12 protein-coding genes and 1 tRNA gene are annotated in these 14,938 nt (G+C 49.3%); 8 read left to right on the top strand and 5 right to left on the bottom strand.

What is annotated here, in order from left to right; all coding sequences use genetic code 11:
* Positions 1–161: 161 nt before the first annotated feature.
* From HWI92_RS00145 to HWI92_RS00135, 3 genes are all read left to right on the top strand, one after another.
* Positions 162–1,142 carry a T9SS type A sorting domain-containing protein gene (locus HWI92_RS00145; protein ID WP_204660195.1) on the top strand — a complete coding sequence of 327 codons (981 nt, stop codon included), beginning with the start codon at positions 162–164 and terminating at the stop codon, positions 1,140–1,142.
* A gap of 21 nt (positions 1,143–1,163) precedes the next feature.
* Positions 1,164–1,976, top strand: a complete 813-nt coding sequence (locus HWI92_RS00140) for a phage tail-like protein (protein WP_204660194.1) — start codon at positions 1,164–1,166, stop codon at positions 1,974–1,976.
* Positions 1,977–2,140: 164 nt separating this feature from the next.
* Positions 2,141–2,974, top strand: a complete 834-nt coding sequence (locus HWI92_RS00135) for an exosporium glycoprotein BclB-related protein (protein WP_204660193.1) — start codon at positions 2,141–2,143, stop codon at positions 2,972–2,974.
* A 76-nt stretch (positions 2,975–3,050) separates the two neighbouring features.
* Here HWI92_RS00135 and HWI92_RS00130 read toward each other — a convergent pair.
* The 3 genes from HWI92_RS00130 to HWI92_RS00120 all read right to left on the bottom strand — a co-directional run bounded on the left by HWI92_RS00130 (position 3,051) and on the right by HWI92_RS00120 (position 4,990).
* Positions 3,051–3,125: transfer RNA gene (locus HWI92_RS00130), tRNA-Val, on the bottom strand.
* 21 nt (positions 3,126–3,146) lie between these two features.
* Positions 3,147–4,460, bottom strand: coding sequence for an MFS transporter (locus HWI92_RS00125; protein WP_204660192.1), 1,314 nt, complete (start codon positions 4,458–4,460; stop codon positions 3,147–3,149).
* Between the two features lie 71 nt (positions 4,461–4,531).
* Positions 4,532–4,990 (bottom strand): hypothetical protein, encoded by a 459-nt coding sequence (locus tag HWI92_RS00120; protein ID WP_204660191.1) that lies wholly within the window; start codon positions 4,988–4,990, stop codon positions 4,532–4,534.
* 128 nt (positions 4,991–5,118) lie between these two features.
* On the opposite strand from HWI92_RS00120, the gene HWI92_RS00115 reads away from it, so the two are divergent.
* Both HWI92_RS00115 and HWI92_RS00110 read left to right on the top strand, forming a co-directional pair.
* Complete coding sequence (locus HWI92_RS00115; RefSeq protein ID WP_204660190.1) at positions 5,119–6,747, top strand: T9SS type A sorting domain-containing protein; 1,629 nt, start codon at positions 5,119–5,121, stop codon at positions 6,745–6,747.
* Between the two features lie 18 nt (positions 6,748–6,765).
* Entirely contained in the window at positions 6,766–8,781 is a 2,016-nt protein-coding gene (locus tag HWI92_RS00110; protein ID WP_204660189.1) for a thioredoxin domain-containing protein, read from the top strand.
* Here the strand turns inward: HWI92_RS00110 and HWI92_RS00105 are convergent.
* Positions 8,764–9,291 carry a DinB family protein gene (locus HWI92_RS00105; protein WP_204660188.1) on the bottom strand — a complete coding sequence of 176 codons (528 nt, stop codon included), beginning with the start codon at positions 9,289–9,291 and terminating at the stop codon, positions 8,764–8,766. The two genes, HWI92_RS00110 and HWI92_RS00105, sit on opposite strands and share 18 nt — an antisense overlap.
* Before the next feature lie 215 nt (positions 9,292–9,506).
* Between HWI92_RS00105 and HWI92_RS00100 the strand changes: the two genes are divergently transcribed.
* The 3 genes from HWI92_RS00100 (at position 9,507) to HWI92_RS00090 (ending at position 12,694) form a co-directional block, all read left to right on the top strand.
* Positions 9,507–10,064 (top strand): hypothetical protein, encoded by a 558-nt coding sequence (locus HWI92_RS00100; protein ID WP_204660187.1) that lies wholly within the window; start codon positions 9,507–9,509, stop codon positions 10,062–10,064.
* A gap of 137 nt (positions 10,065–10,201) precedes the next feature.
* Positions 10,202–11,128, top strand: a complete 927-nt coding sequence (locus tag HWI92_RS00095) for a hypothetical protein (protein WP_204660186.1) — start codon at positions 10,202–10,204, stop codon at positions 11,126–11,128.
* 3 nt (positions 11,129–11,131) lie between these two features.
* Positions 11,132–12,694, top strand: a complete 1,563-nt coding sequence (locus HWI92_RS00090; RefSeq protein ID WP_204660185.1) for a vanadium-dependent haloperoxidase — start codon at positions 11,132–11,134, stop codon at positions 12,692–12,694.
* A gap of 71 nt (positions 12,695–12,765) precedes the next feature.
* Here HWI92_RS00090 and HWI92_RS00085 read toward each other — a convergent pair whose 3' ends face one another.
* Positions 12,766–14,928 carry a xanthine dehydrogenase family protein molybdopterin-binding subunit gene (locus HWI92_RS00085; RefSeq protein WP_204660184.1) on the bottom strand — a complete coding sequence of 721 codons (2,163 nt, stop codon included), beginning with the start codon at positions 14,926–14,928 and terminating at the stop codon, positions 12,766–12,768.
* Between the last annotated feature and the right edge of the window lie 10 nt (positions 14,929–14,938).

Genomic DNA, 14,938 nt, shown 5'->3' with positions numbered 1-14,938 from the left:
TTTTACAAAATATAAACATTCTAACTATCACTGCAACTTTTCTATAATTAATAGAACTAACTCTATAATTTTTTATTAGTAAAAGTTAATTCTTTATCTACATTTGTTCAGCATGCATTATAACTAATTCATGTTATCTCACTCAATCAAACATTAACTTCATGAAACGTTGTCTATTATTCTGTCAGCTTGCACTGTTCTCCACAGGTGCTGCTCACGCCCAATTTACCGCAGGTACGGATGGGTTTTTCATTGGTACCGGCACCGACGTTTATCTTAATGGTCTGACATTAAGACCAGGTGAACCTATCACCCTTGAAAACAAAACACAGGCTATCAACGCGCAGCCTGTTGATGGTCAGCCGCCAAGCATTGCAAGAGTTTACCTGTTTGATTCGCCCCTCACCGGCTTTATCGGGCGCCTCGGATTTTTCTACAATGACAGTGAACTGAACAACAACACCGAATCCGCTCTTAAGCTTACGTTTGGCAACACGAATTACACCAGTGCTACCAACACGGTGATCGATCAGGGGCTTAATTACATGTATAGCGATTTTGCAACGCCTATTACATTCGACCGGGTCACTGCCGCCACCGAAAATGCATTGCCGGTTTCCCTGGTAAATTTCCTGCTCAGGAAAGAAGGCGGTGCAGCACAGCTGAGCTGGAAAACTTCCCTTGAATCAAACAGCGCTTTCTTCGAAGTGCAGCGCAGCGTCGATGCACGCACCTGGACTGCATTGGGTATGGTTACCGCAGCAGGCGAGAGCCGGGAAGCGAAGGACTATACTTTTACCGACAATGCACCCGTCGCAGGTGACAACTATTACCGATTACGCCTTGTAGATAATGACGGCTCCTTTTCATTCAGCCAGCTCAGAAAGCTGTATATGGAAAGTGTACTCGCAGCATCCGTGTACCCTAATCCTACCGCAGACAAGCTTCTTGTTACAGTGGATGATTGGAACAAAGTACGGAGTGTGCGACTGATTGATGGTCTCGGCCGCAAGCTGCTCGACACCCAGGATCAGAAAAGTGCCGCAGAAATCGACGTTAAAAGCTATCCTTCCGGCCTCTACCTTTTGCAGGTGGTGCGGCAAAACGGAAGTATGCAAACGATCAAGGTTGTAAAGAAGTAATCACTGCAAAGCGTTTCCTCAATGAAATCAAACATTCACATCTGTTTACCGGCAAAGTACGTCCGTACTTTACTGGGCTATACGACTTTTCTTGCACTGACAGTACTCAGCTTTACAGCGCTGGCGCAGGTAGGTGTAGGAACAACCACGCCCGACGCAAGTGCACAGCTTGATGTTACCGCATCCAATAAGGGTATACTGATTCCCAGGTTAACAGAGTCGGGTCGAAGCTCGATCGCCGCGCCCGCCAATGGTTTGCTGATTTATCAGACCGACAATACTCCGGGGTTTTATTATTTCAATGGAAGCCAATGGCTGCCGATCGCCGGGGCGGGTTCCAATGCTCCCGCAATCGGCTTCTCGGCCGTAGGTACAACAAGCTCGCAGAGTACAGCGGGTGCCATTAACGCGTCATGGTTTATCAGGTATATAAATCAGGGATCATTAGATGTATCCACCAGTACCTATACCGTTCCGCAAAACGGACTTTACAAGGTTTCAGCCAAGCTGAACTATGTACAGCCCACAGCATCTACCGTTTCACTTGGTGCCGGGGTTGATCCAAATATTCAGGTTCGTGTAAATGGTTCCGAGGTTGGAAGAAGCTTGTTTCCGATTTACAATGTCAACATAGCACTGGTTTTGACGCTCCGTACAATGGTCAATACGGGGACACTTGTTTTTGATGATGTCCTTTCACTGAATCAAAATGACCAGCTGGGTTTGTATTACGACAACGACGGATACACGGCTGCTATCGAATTGGGTTCAAGCAGCAATGGTATTACCTGGACAGTCATGCGAATCGGTGATTCACCTGTGTCGCCTCCATGACAGCACCTGCATCTCAGGCATCCCGCCAATTCTCCGCCCCTTTCACAGCGCTCTGGGGAACAAGAACCCTGTTTTACACTACATATACTGCGACGGGATCTCGTATAAACAGCCGGAAAGACGGCAACAATCAAACATCAAACAACTCTTTAAATTGTAAAGCAATGAGATATTCCATTAATACTATCCCGCAACAATCCCTGAAACGGTCCGCCTTGCGCCCCTTGATTGCCATGCTGATTCTTACAATTACAGCATTTTCAGCACGTGCCCAGGTGGGTGTAGGAACCATTAATCCAGATCCCAGCGCCCAGCTTGAAGTACAAGCTCCTAATAAAGGTGTACTGATTCCGAGGATGCCGCAAGCCGCACGAAATGGCATTCAGAATCCTGCAAATGGCTTGCTGATTTACCAGACTGATAATACGCCGGGCTTTTACTACTTTGATGGTGACACCTGGAAACCCCTCACGCCCGCTGCGGCGGCGCCTGGTGCTGCAATCATTCCATATGCATCGGGTTTGCCTGTTACAATGACGACCCTGGTTGGCGGGCTGGCAGGAACATCCTCATTGGTTGCATTTGGCAATTCCACGACCGGCGTATCTCTGATCGGTGGGATCATTGACCTTACCAGCACGCCAAATATGGCATTTACAGTTCCACGGGCGGGTACGATCACTTCACTGGCAGCTAACTTTTCGGCCACTATTGCACTTTCATTGGTTGGCACAGCTGTTACGGTAACTGCCCAGCTTTTTGTCGCGTCCAATGGCAGCAATGTTTTCACTGCCATACCAGGTGCTTCCGTGACACTTGCACCCTCACTGACAGGCATTATTTCAATTGGCACAACAAACGCAGGAATCACAACCGGACTTGCTATTCCCGTAAATGCGCAGGACAGGCTGCTGCTTGTTTTTTCATCCACTGCTACCGGATTATCATTGGCCAACACAGTGACAGGCTATGCAGGCGGGGGACTATCGATTAACTAGTGGATGGTATAGGAAGAGCATTCATGTATGATTACAAAAACAGAAAAGCTGCGGAAATCCGCAGCTTTTCTGTTTGTAGGACGTAGCGGGTTCGAACCGCTGACCTCCGCCCTGTCAAGGCGGCGCTCTGAACCAGCTGAGCTAACATCCTTCTTGGGGCTTCAATATTAAATCAATTTTTGTTACCCTCCAATCCGAAATGGTAAACTTTGCGGGACGGTATCCGCGACAGTAATACCAGTCCGATAACGAAAATGATCAGCAATGCAAGAATGCTGTTGCGCATACTTCCGGTGAGATATTCAACAGTGCCGTAGATAAACGTGCCGGTTACAATAGCGATTTTTTCCGTCACATCATAAAAACTGAAATACGATGCCGTCTCGGAAGTATGCTCCGGAATGAGCTTGGAGTAGGTAGAACGCGATAGCGACTGTATGCCGCCCATTACCATTCCTACGGCACATGCTACAAAATAAAACTCCATTGCTTCCGTGGTGTAATATGCCCCGAGACAAATACCAATCCAAATAGAAACGCCGACCATTAATGCATAAATATTACCGATCCATCCCGACAGCCAGGCGAATGTATAGGAACCAATAATTCCTACCAGCTGGATCAGCAACACGGTAATGATCAGGCTTTGCGACGGCAGCTTCAACTCGGTTGCGCCAAAAAGGGTAGCCACATACATGACCGTGCGGACACCCATGGTGTAAATGAAAAATGCAGTAAGAAATTGTGCAAGGTAGGGCTGCCTGCGCAGTTCGCGGTATATGCCCGCTAGTTCTTTAAAGCCGTTGAAGATCCAGTTTCCAGACTTCTCACGGGTAGGTGTACCGGCAGGAAGGTAGTGAAAAGGTATTTGTGCAAACAAAATCCACCACAATCCCACTGTAAAAAAGCTGATGCGCGCCGGCAATGCTTTATCCGTAATACCATAGAAGCCCGGCGCCAGGATCATGCTCAGATTAAACAGCAGCAACAAAACACTGCCCAGATAACCCATTGAAAAACCCCGTGCACTGTACCTGTCGAAATTATCCTCGGTTGCAATTTGCGGCAGGTAAGAGTCATAAAATACAATGCTCCCACTCCACCCTACAAGGCTTAGCCCAAACAGAAAAATTGACGGGATGAGTGTTTCTTTTGTAAAAAAGTAAAGCCCCATACAGCTCAGCGCGCCCAGGTAGCAGAAAAACTGCATGAAAGTTTTCTTTTTGCCCGTAGCATCCGCCACCGCAGTGCACAGGGGAACAGCGGCCGCAGTAATCAGGAAAGCAAAGGAAACTGTGTAGGAAAACAGGACCGAACTCTTAATCTGCAATCCCAGGAAATTAGTCTCAGGTGTGCCGGATGCATGAAGGGCGGTAGCGCTGAAATAAACCGGAAATATGCTCGACACAATGACCAGCGCATGCACGGAGTTGGCCCAGTCGTACATGCACCAGGCATTGACGACTACCGGATCGTTTTTTTTCATTGAAAATTGTTTGCTGCAAAATAAAAAAAGCGGCATTGAAAAGCCGCTTTCCTGCACGTTACTGGTGCCAATTATTTGATCACAGGCTCAAAGACCATCAGTGTCTCCTGCTCAGTGCCGGCAACCGGCATTTTGCTTTTTAATCTTAACCGGCTGTTGGTAAGCTCCTGCACACCAAACTCACCCGAAAAGCCCGAAACTTTGATGTCAAGGGTTGCATTGTTGTTAATCAGGTACCAGGTACCACCATTGATCACCTGGCTGGACTTACGCTCGATGGCCTTCGTCACGTTATTTTGTAAAAACTGGATATCCATGTATTCACCGATGGCCTGGGTCTCGATATTGAGCTGGCTGTTCGGGATCGTTTTTCCATTCAGGTCGGTCACCGCCGTCATCCTCCACGGATAGCTTACCAGGATCTTATCCTTTTCGGTAAGCTGGGGGGTTTCGTTTTCATCCTTATCTTTATCGCAACCGGCAATAACAAACAGGAGCAGGAGTGGAAAAAACAGCAGTAATCGTTTCATAGAAGTTAAATATGTGTTACGGAGAGTGTTTTTTAAAACTTAAAAATGAATGCCGGCAGGTACCGCCGCTCCCGGAAAAGTGAAATTCAGGATAGTGCAAAAGTAACGAATTTGTTTGGTCGAATCTTATGGGATTTAACTTAAAGATGTGTTCAGGAAGATTACTTACCCTGTTGCTTTATCTCCTGCTCGCAGGTAAAGTGGGTTGGGCTCAGGATTGTCAGCCCGGTTATGTGCTAAACCCGGTCACGGCAAATAATACGATTGAGTGGGATAAATTTCCTGAATTTACACTTCCCTTTACCGTCATCTACTCCGCCACGCGGTTTGGTGATACGCAGTCGCAGCCGCTCAAACACGGCTTTTCGCACCTGGCCATGTTCAGTGGCAGTGAGCCCGGGTCCTTGCCAGCTGCTAACCGGGCCAATCTCTGGTACGGAGTAGCCACTTCCAGCGGCAATCAGCCCTGGGCCGATAATGCACTCAGAAGTCCGTGGGGAAATGACACGGCCGCCTACCGGGCCTACTGGGACAACTATGCAGCGACCATTTATGACGCTTCCATCTTCTGCCTGGATATTGAAAGAATGCAGCGGGAAGACCGTGACATCCTGGCCCTGAAATCAAATGCAAACATCCCTCAAAGCTACCGGAACCTTCCCGATGCCGACTTTATAAGTACTTATAAAAGAGACATGCGCTGGTGGTACACGGAAGCGATCAACCGGTTCAAAAGCAAAAAGCCGGGTGTGCTCGTATCCAGTTACAGCGATGTACCCGTACGTAATACCTGGCTCAATATTACTTCCAACAGCTGGCAGGACTGGACCACCAATGCCGGGAGAACGCACTACCTCACTCAAAACGATGCCGGGCAGGTGGGCGGGAGCTTTTACAATGCGATGGACTTCCTGACACCGTCGCCTTATTACTATTATGGTTACGATCACCCCATCGGCAAGGATTACCTTTCCTACCTGCTTTTTAACATAGAGGCCAATGTGGCGTGGAGCAACAAGCCGGTCATTCCGTTTGTGTGGATGCGCGTGCACGACAGCTACGATCCGGATACCCCATTGATATCCGACTTTATGGCCGAAGCGACGGCCATTTTCCCGTTTTTTTCAGGAGCAAAAGGTTTGTGGCTTTGGGAAAACCCATTTTTCCCGGGAAACAGGCAGGAAAATTACAGTACCTATGAGCACTTTATTTACGGGCTTTACCGTCTTTCAGCATTTAAAAACATGTTTGAAGGAAACTATGAACTAGTTATACCGATGTCTGCGCGCGACCACATGGCGCTGCAAAATCCGGTGTGGCGTGGCTTGGTAAAAGGGAGCGAAATCCTGATTGCAGCCCAGAATCCCTATGCCGCCGACCAGACAGAAACGCAGGTATTGGTATCTTATCAAAAATGGGTAAGAACCATTACGCTCAGGGGAAAAGAAGTTTTTCTATGCAAATTCGACCTGAACGATACGGTAACTTCTGCACCGGAAGAATTGACGGAAGCATATGTATACCCCAATGCTGCCCAGCATGAGCTGAATGTAGTACTCTCCGGTGCAAATGCCGGAAACATTACTTTTTCCCTTGTGAACCTGAAAGGACAGGTGGTCATGCAAAAGCTGCTCCGCACCTACGCCGGCGAAACCCGCGACGCCATTACGTTGCCCCGGCTTGCTTCGGGCATGTATTTTGCCCGTTTCAGCAGCAATTCAAAAACCATTATCCGGAAGGTAGTGGTGCACCAGTAGTACTTTTCATCAACAATTATGAACCGACTCAGTCAAGAAACCAGCCCATACCTGCTTCAACATGCCCATAATCCCGTGGATTGGTATCCGTGGGGCGAAGAGGCACTGCAAAAAGCCAGGGATGAAAATAAGCCGATCCTCGTGAGTATCGGCTACTCAGCCTGTCACTGGTGCCATGTGATGGAGCGGGAGTGTTTTGAGAAAGAAGCAATTGCTGAGGTGATGAATGCCCACTTTATCTGCATTAAGGTTGACCGTGAGGAGCGTCCCGATGTAGATGCGGTATATATGGATGCGGTGCAGGCGATGGGCGTGCGCGGGGGCTGGCCGCTGAATGTATTCTTGCTGCCTGATGCCAAACCTTTTTACGGTGTGACTTACCTCCCGCCGCAAAACTGGGTTCAGTTGCTGAAAAGCATTGATACGGCATTCAACACGCATTACGATCAGCTGGCAGAATCGGCAGAGGGTTTTGTACAGAACATGATGGTATCCGAAACGGCCAAATACGGGCTCACCAGGTCAGGGATTGACTTCTCCCGAGACGATCTGGATACGATGTTTGAAAAACTAAAACAAAACTTTGACACCCGCAAGGGAGGTATGGACCGGGCACCCAAGTTCCCGATGCCTTCCATTTACAAATTCCTGCTGCGCTACTACGATATCAGTCAGAATCCCGAGGCGCTTGCCCAGCTTGAACTTACGCTGAACCGCATTGCATTGGGGGGTATTTACGATCATGCAGGTGGCGGCTGGGCCAGGTACTCTGTTGATGATGAATGGTTTATACCTCATTTTGAAAAAATGCTGTACGACAACGCACAGCTACTGAGCATCTACGCACAAGCCTACTCACTTACCGCAAACCCGCTGTACAAAGATCGTATCGAAAAAACCATCAGCTGGCTGGAAACCGAAATGCTGGATGCGGACGGTGGGTTTTACTCAGCACTGGATGCTGATAGTGAAGGGGTCGAAGGCAAGTTTTACATATGGACTGCCAGCGAGCTGCGGGAGATCCTGGGAGCGGATTACGACTGGTTTTCAAAGCTTTATAACATTTCTGAGGAAGGTAACTGGGAGGATGGACATAATCACCTGCACCTGACGGCCGATCCCGAAAAAATACTGGCGGGGTTAGACCCGGCTCAGAACCTGACTGAAAAGTACCAAGCCGCCCTCACCAAACTTGCCTCCGTCAGGGCTGCACGCGTACGTCCGGGACTGGACGACAAAATCTTGGCATCTTGGAATGGCTTGCTGATAAAAGGCCTTACAGATGCTTACCGGGCACTTGGAGATGAGAAAATCCGCCAGCTGGCTGTCAGTACAGGTAATTTCATCTTTGAAAAAATGACCCGTGATACTACGCTGCGGCACTCCTACAAAAATGGAAAGGCCACCATCACAGCCTTTCTGGAAGACTATGTTGCTGTTACCGAAGGATACCTGGGCCTGTACCAGGTTACTTTTGACGAAAAGTGGCTTACTGCCGCGGCCTCACTCACAGACTATACCGTCAGTAACTTTTATGATGAGGAGGACAAGTTTTTTCACTTTACAGATGCAGGCGGCGAACAGCTGATTGCGCGTAAAAAGGAGATTTTTGACAATGTCATTCCGGCATCCAACTCAATGATGGCCGAGAACCTGTACCTGCTTGGCAAAATGCTGGACCGCGCGGACTTCACCGAAATAGCGGAAACAATGCTTGGTAAAATGAGCCGGCTGCTGCTCACCGACGTACAATGGTTAACAAACTGGGCTGCGCTTTACTGCCTGGGTGTCACAGCCACCGCCGAAATCGCCATCGTCGGACGCAATGCCGACACGCTGCGAAAAGATCTTGACCGTTTTTTCATCCCGAACAAAATTGTGATGGGAACCAGCACCAGCTCCACCCTGCCCCTGCTGCAGAACCGGAGCGAAATCAATGGAGCTACCGCAATGTACGTGTGCTATGACAAAACCTGCCAGCTGCCCGTAACGACCGTTGAGGAAGCCCTGCACCAGTTAAATGGTGCCGAGTAGCGGCAGGTATCGTTCGCGAATGATGTTCATGTGATGGATCGGATGGCCCGCAATGACGAAGCCCAGTGCCAGGGGCGTAATTTCCGACTGGTTGGCAATGCCTTTGCGGGTCAGCATGGTAAAGTCCATGTTGGTAAATAAGGCTATTGAACCAGCTCTCACTACTTTAAATTCCTCCATCAGGTCTTGCAAGGTACATTTGTTGACCATGGTGTGGGCTGCCAGCACCGCTTCGTCGTAACCGGCAAGTTCCGTCTTGTCGTTTCTTGAAAAACGAAGGGCACGGTAGCCCATAATACGTTCATTGTCTATCACATGCTGGATCGTGTCCTTGATCGTCCATTTACCGGGCGCATATACTTTGTCTCCCAAAGTTTCCAGCTGTTCCAGGTCCGGGTAAACATTTTCGGGTGTATATTTTTCAAATGCCTCAAAGAGGTCAATGTTTTCAACCAGGTTGATGTACCTGTCAAAAAACGCGGGCGTCGGGTTAATATCTGATCTGTTCATAGCCGTAAAAAGGTGATAAAATCTGAATAAAAATAGGAGAGGAAAAAATTACCGGGACAGGTCCTGAAAATCGTTTAATGCCCATCAAAGGGGATTGTACCGATAGTAACATCCGGTTACTTTAAAACATTGCTGCCAAGCAAGTTACAGTATTTACGGGCAGGTCTTGCTTAATTCGTACTAAAATCCCACATTTGGTGACAAATCCTCTTTCATTGAAAAAAATAGCTTCCATAGGACTTCTTGTTCTGCTGCTCTACAATATGTTCGGGCTGAGCTTTGCTGTTTTCTTCTTTGACAAGAATTACCAGTCTGCAGCTGTCAATGTGGCTGGCACCGATCCGGAGATTTTAAAGCTTTACCTGCCTTCACTTCCCTATTCCGAAAATACGGAAATCCAGCCCGAATCCCTGGAAGGCCTTATTCGCCGGGATGGTAATTTTTACAATCCGACCAGCATTACGCATTCCAATGATACCCTGTATGTGACACTGCAAAGCAACCAGGCAGCACGTGATCACTTTTTTGAGCTGGCAGGTGCCATGCAGGCTGCCAGTAATCCTGAGAATGCCCTTCCGGGCAATCCCTACACCAAGGTATTAAAGCTGCTGGGCTCTTTATTAAAAATTTACATACCCAATACCGCTAATTACAGCTGGCCGCAGGAAGCCATAGCAGCCAGCGTAATCCAATGCTATGAAGTAACGCGCATTTGCACGTACACCGCAGCCACGGCAAGCCTGCCTACCCCACCTCCCGAACTTCTCTCCTGATTCATGTAATGCCTGGCTGTCAGCCGGCTGCGTTCACCCTGCTGCCCGTATTTCCGGGTAGACCTCTTCTTTGTTACACGCTTATTTTTCTGCTGCATCTTACACAGCCAGAATGATTTACCCTATTTCATCTGAATATGTTAAATTCTCTACAAAGCCTCAAAGGCATTTTTTTAACCCTCCTGTTCCTGACAGGTTTTATCAGCCGGGCACTGGCGCAAATGCCCAATGATGCCATTTACATGTCTAAAAAAACAGCATGTCTTGCGGTGTCCTACGGACATAGTTCATGGGATAAATACTGGGAAAATAAGATGCTGCGCGAAAACCTGAACATCGGCCGGCATACGACACAGAGCGTGATGCCGATGCTCGCAGTTGGTATTACCAAAAATCTCAATATCATCGCAGCTGTACCTTTTATATGGACCAAAACCAGCGCGGGCAATCTCATGTGGCAGCATGGGGTTCAAGACGCCTCCCTTTGGGCCAAATACCGATTTCTGAATGTTTCAGGACTTTCACTGCATGCCATCGGCGGCGTGTCCATTCCTACCAACAACTATGTCGCGGACTTTATGCCGATGTCTATCGGAATGCAGTGCAAAACTGCCACAGCCAGGCTGCTGGCCAGCTACCGCCATGCAGGCACGGGCCTCTATGTGACAGCTTCGGGCAGCTACATTTTCCGCAGTAAAATCAACATCGACCGTGATGCCTACCAGGCTGACAATCAGATTTATAATACCGGGCAGGTAAGTGTACCCAATGCCTACGACATGTCTGCACGGCTGGGGTACCTCAAACACGGCATCCAGGCTGAGGCATATGTGGAGCACGGCGCATGTGACGGAGGTGACTACATCCGGCGCAACGATATGCCTTTCCCCACCAATAACATGAGATCGACGATTGCGGGGGTTTATGCCAAATTTCAGCCTCGTAACATCGGGGTGAATGCGCGGGCAGGCTATGTGCTGGAAGGTTCCAATGTGGGCCAGAGCACCTCTTTTTCCATAGGCGTCCTTTATCAGTTTCGTTATTTAAAAACAGCAAAAAACTAGACTATGAAATCAGTATTGTGCCGGGTACCCGGGATAATGAAAGTAAATATCGCGTTCCTGCTTTCGGCAACATTTTTGTTTTCGTGCAGCAAGAGGGTGGATGATCCTATTGCCGGTGTAAACAACCCGTCCAGCCTGGATGCGGAAGCTGGCAACTGGAAACCCTATATTTTAGCTTCCAGCCAGGAAATTCCTGTCTCGGAACCAAAAGCAGCAACTTCCGCTGAATACAAGGCTGAGCTTCAGAAGCTGAAAGAGACCGTGGCCGCAGTAACGCCCCGCCAGAAAGAGCTTGTTAATTACTGGGGTGCCGGCGCTGTATACCGCTGGAACGAAATCGGCCGGGAACTCGCTGCCAGGTACAATACGCCGCCTGCATCCAATCAGGATGGAAAGTACCCCGTACCTGATCCGGCCAATCCGCTTGCCGACCCGAAGTTTCCTTTTGCAAACCCGCCCTACACGGCGCGTGCACTGGCGTACCTGAGCGTAGCCCAGTATGATGCGCTGATCAGCGCGTGGAAATACAAGTTTACCTACAACCGCAAAGCACCGTCGAAGAATGATCCGTCACTGGTCGCCATGCTACCCGTCACAGAGCTACCTTCTTATCCTTCTGAGGATGCCGTCGTAGCGGAAGCATCATTTGCAGTATTGAAAGCAATGTTTCCCGGCGAAGTGCCATTCCTTGAACAAAAGCTGAACGAGCATAAAAACAGCCGTCTCTGGGCTGGTATGAACGTGGAAAGCGATGTGACAGCAGGGGCTGAACTGGGGAAAGCAGTCGCTGCCAAAGTAATGGCACGTGCCAAAACGGATGGTATGAGCGGGGCTAACAACCAGGCCAAGACTGCTGAAATGATCGCCAATGCAAAGGCGATAGGTACAACAGAGCCCTGGGTAAGCCAGGAATTTCCGGCACGCCCTGCTATGCTGCCTACTTACGGACTTGTGCTTCCCTGGAACTTTGCCCAGGCTGAGATCGCGACGATGCGCCCGCTGCCTCCTCCGGCTATCGGCAGTGCCGAGTTTCAGAAAGACATGAACGAGCTCCTTCAGATCGCCAAAAACCAGACCCGCGAGCAGTCCCGAATTGCAAGCTTCTGGTCTGACGGGGTGGGAAGTTACACCCCTCCTGGCCACTGGCATCGCAGGGCAGCCAACCTCTGCCACGATAACAGTTTCAGCGAAGTACGTACGGCCCGTACCCTTGCCCTCACCGGCACTGCCATACAGGATGCCGGTATTTGCTGCTGGGATGCCAAATATTACTATTACTATCCGCGCCCCAACCAGATGAACAAAAAAATAAAAACATCGGTGGGCCTTCCCAACTTCCCGTCGTATACGTCCGGACACTCTTCCTTTTCGGGTGCTGCGGCAGAAGTACTTTCCTACATTTTCCCCGCTGAAAAGGAACGCCTGGATGCCATGGCGGCAGAAGCATCTGTTTCGCGTATTTATGGCTTAATCCATTACCGTTTTGATTGTGAAGCAGGATTGAAGTCGGGGCACAAAGTAGGTGAAATGGCTGTTGCCCGGGCCAAGGCGGATGGTGCGCAGTAAAAAACAGGTTTTATTATAAATGACAAATGCGGCTTCTGGCCGCATTTGTCATTTATAAGCATCAAAAAAGTTTATCCTAAACGCTGTATATCGAACGGCAGCTTGCGGAGCCTCTTACCGGTAGCAGCAAAGATTGCATTACCCAATGCAGGTGCAATGGGAGGCAGTCCCGGCTCTCCCACTCCGCCCGGTGCGGAACCGCTGTCTACAATATGTACTTCTATTTTGGGAGTTTCATTGAGCCTCAACAGGTTGTACTGGTGAAAATTGCTTTGATCGCAGGCTCCGTTTGAAAAAGTGATACCGTCTTTTATGGCAGCCGTAAGTCCCATCACAATGTTGCCTTCCGTCTGCGCCTTCACATTGTCCGGGTTTACGTAATAGCCACAGTCAATCACCGACACTACCTTATCAATCTTTACGCCTGTATCTTTTTTTGAAACAGTAATACAACAAGCGGAAATACTATTGAATGATTTAAAAACTGCCAGTCCTTTTCCCGAACCCTGCGGCAACTTTTCATCCCAGCCGGCTTTTTCGGCCAGGGTATCCAGTACTTTCCGGAACCTTTCATCAGACAGGATATCTTTCCTGGCCTGCAGTGGGTCTTTGCCGGCTAACGCAGCCAGCTCGTCTATAAAACATTCCTGGCCCCACCCAAAGTTGGACGCATATACCGACCTCCACCAAACAATCGGAATGTCTGTTTTTACATGTGTATAACTGATTTTGGAAGCCGACCCAAACTCGTATTTATTGTTACCTGTGCTAATCTCCTCACTCAGCCAGGGATCAGCCTCGTCTTCTTTTAATCCCTTGAACACCTGCCCTACTATGGATTCGCCGATCGCGTGATGATGATAGCCGGTAATTTTTCCGTCTTCAACAAAACCCTGCATGTGGCTGAGCATTCCCGGCCGGTAAGGTCCCTGGCTGATATCATCCTCCCTCGTCCATATTACCTTCACAGGCTTTTTCACAGCCTTTGAAAGATGACAGGCTTCCAGCACAAAGTCGTGGTACGCTTTCCTGCCAAATGCCCCTCCCAGCAATGCCACATTGATTTTCACCTGCTCAGGTTTCACTTTCAGGTAGCCGCTTACGTCGCGGATGGTCCAATCAGGTCCCTGAACCGGTGCCCATATTTCGACAGATCCATCTTCCTTTACATGTGCAATCGCATTTTCAGGTTCAATGGGTGCATGGGCCAGGAACGGTGTTTCATAATTTGCTTCCAGCTTTTGTGCCGCAGTGGCATACCTGGCCGTAAAGTCACCTTTTTCTTCAAAATTAATCCCATTCTTTTTCGCTGCCTCATGCATCTGACTCACATACGCAGCCGTGTCTACAAGCTGACCATTTGCTGTACTGTCCCATTGTACCTGCAATGCTTTTTTTCCTTTCAATGCAGCCCACCAGTTGGTGGCAACTACGGCTACTGCCTCGGAAGTGGTATGCGGCATCGTCCGCTCTGTACGGATCACCTGCAATACCCCTTTGATCTTTTTTGTTTCGGAATCATCAATGGACACGATCCTGCTGTGAATGCCCGGTGAGTGCAGAATACTTGCATATACCATCCCCGGCACATCCACGTCGATGCCGTAAACAGCCTTACCCGTCACGCGCTCAGGCACGTCCAGGCGCTTGTTGTATTTACCAATGATCCTGAAATCCTTAGGCTCTTTGAGCCTGGGATTTTTAGGAATTTCGAGCCGGGATGCATCGTCGGCCAGCTCTCCGTAGGTCAGGCTTTTTCCACTGGCTTTATGCAGTACCTTCCCGTCCTCGGCAGTACATTCCGATACGGGCACGCCCCATTTTTTAGCCCCTGCCTCAATCAGCATTTCCTTCGCTGCGGCACCTGCCTTGCGGATCGGCTCCCAGAGCTCCCGTACCGAGCTGCTGCCGCCCGAGGTTTGACTGCCGTATTTACCCTGCCCGTCACTCTGTACGATCTTTACTTTTGCCAGATCCACTTCCAGCTCTTCCGCGAGCAGGGAAGGTACTGCCTGCGTGGAGCCCTGCCCCATATCCGGCCGCGGGTTCACGAGTGTAATACCACCTGCGGTGTCGATGATGATAAATGGATTGATTTCCAGCCGGAGAATGGCCGGGGTAATCTTTTTCAATGCAGCATCCCGGGCAAAGCCGGTCACGCCCAGTGCGAGACCAAACGAAGTAAGTCCGGAAGCGCGCAGAAAATTTCGTCTTGATGTTTTGCTATTTTCCAATGTTCAGGAG

It is taken from the genome of Dyadobacter sandarakinus (genome assembly GCF_016894445.1).
GTDB lineage: Bacteria > Bacteroidota > Bacteroidia > Cytophagales > Spirosomataceae > Dyadobacter > Dyadobacter sandarakinus.
Note: the sequence above shows the minus strand (reverse complement) of the source record. Positions and strands in the feature narration are given on the sequence as shown.

What these genes read in the sequence shown, in the direction of transcription:
- HWI92_RS00145 (WP_204660195.1), top strand. Translation starts at nt 162, where the DNA reads ATGAAACGTTGTCTATTATTCTGTCAGCTTGCACTGTTCTCCACAGGT.
- HWI92_RS00140 (WP_204660194.1), top strand. Translation starts at nt 1,164, where the DNA reads ATGAAATCAAACATTCACATCTGTTTACCGGCAAAGTACGTCCGTACT.
- HWI92_RS00135 (WP_204660193.1), top strand. Translation starts at nt 2,141, where the DNA reads ATGAGATATTCCATTAATACTATCCCGCAACAATCCCTGAAACGGTCC.
- HWI92_RS00125 (WP_204660192.1), bottom strand. Translation starts at nt 4,460, where the DNA reads ATGAAAAAAAACGATCCGGTAGTCGTCAATGCCTGGTGCATGTACGAC.
- HWI92_RS00120 (WP_204660191.1), bottom strand. Translation starts at nt 4,990, where the DNA reads ATGAAACGATTACTGCTGTTTTTTCCACTCCTGCTCCTGTTTGTTATT.
- HWI92_RS00115 (WP_204660190.1), top strand. Translation starts at nt 5,119, where the DNA reads ATGGGATTTAACTTAAAGATGTGTTCAGGAAGATTACTTACCCTGTTG.
- HWI92_RS00110 (WP_204660189.1), top strand. Translation starts at nt 6,766, where the DNA reads ATGAACCGACTCAGTCAAGAAACCAGCCCATACCTGCTTCAACATGCC.
- HWI92_RS00105 (WP_204660188.1), bottom strand. Translation starts at nt 9,291, where the DNA reads ATGAACAGATCAGATATTAACCCGACGCCCGCGTTTTTTGACAGGTAC.
- HWI92_RS00095 (WP_204660186.1), top strand. Translation starts at nt 10,202, where the DNA reads ATGTTAAATTCTCTACAAAGCCTCAAAGGCATTTTTTTAACCCTCCTG.
- HWI92_RS00090 (WP_204660185.1), top strand. Translation starts at nt 11,132, where the DNA reads ATGAAATCAGTATTGTGCCGGGTACCCGGGATAATGAAAGTAAATATC.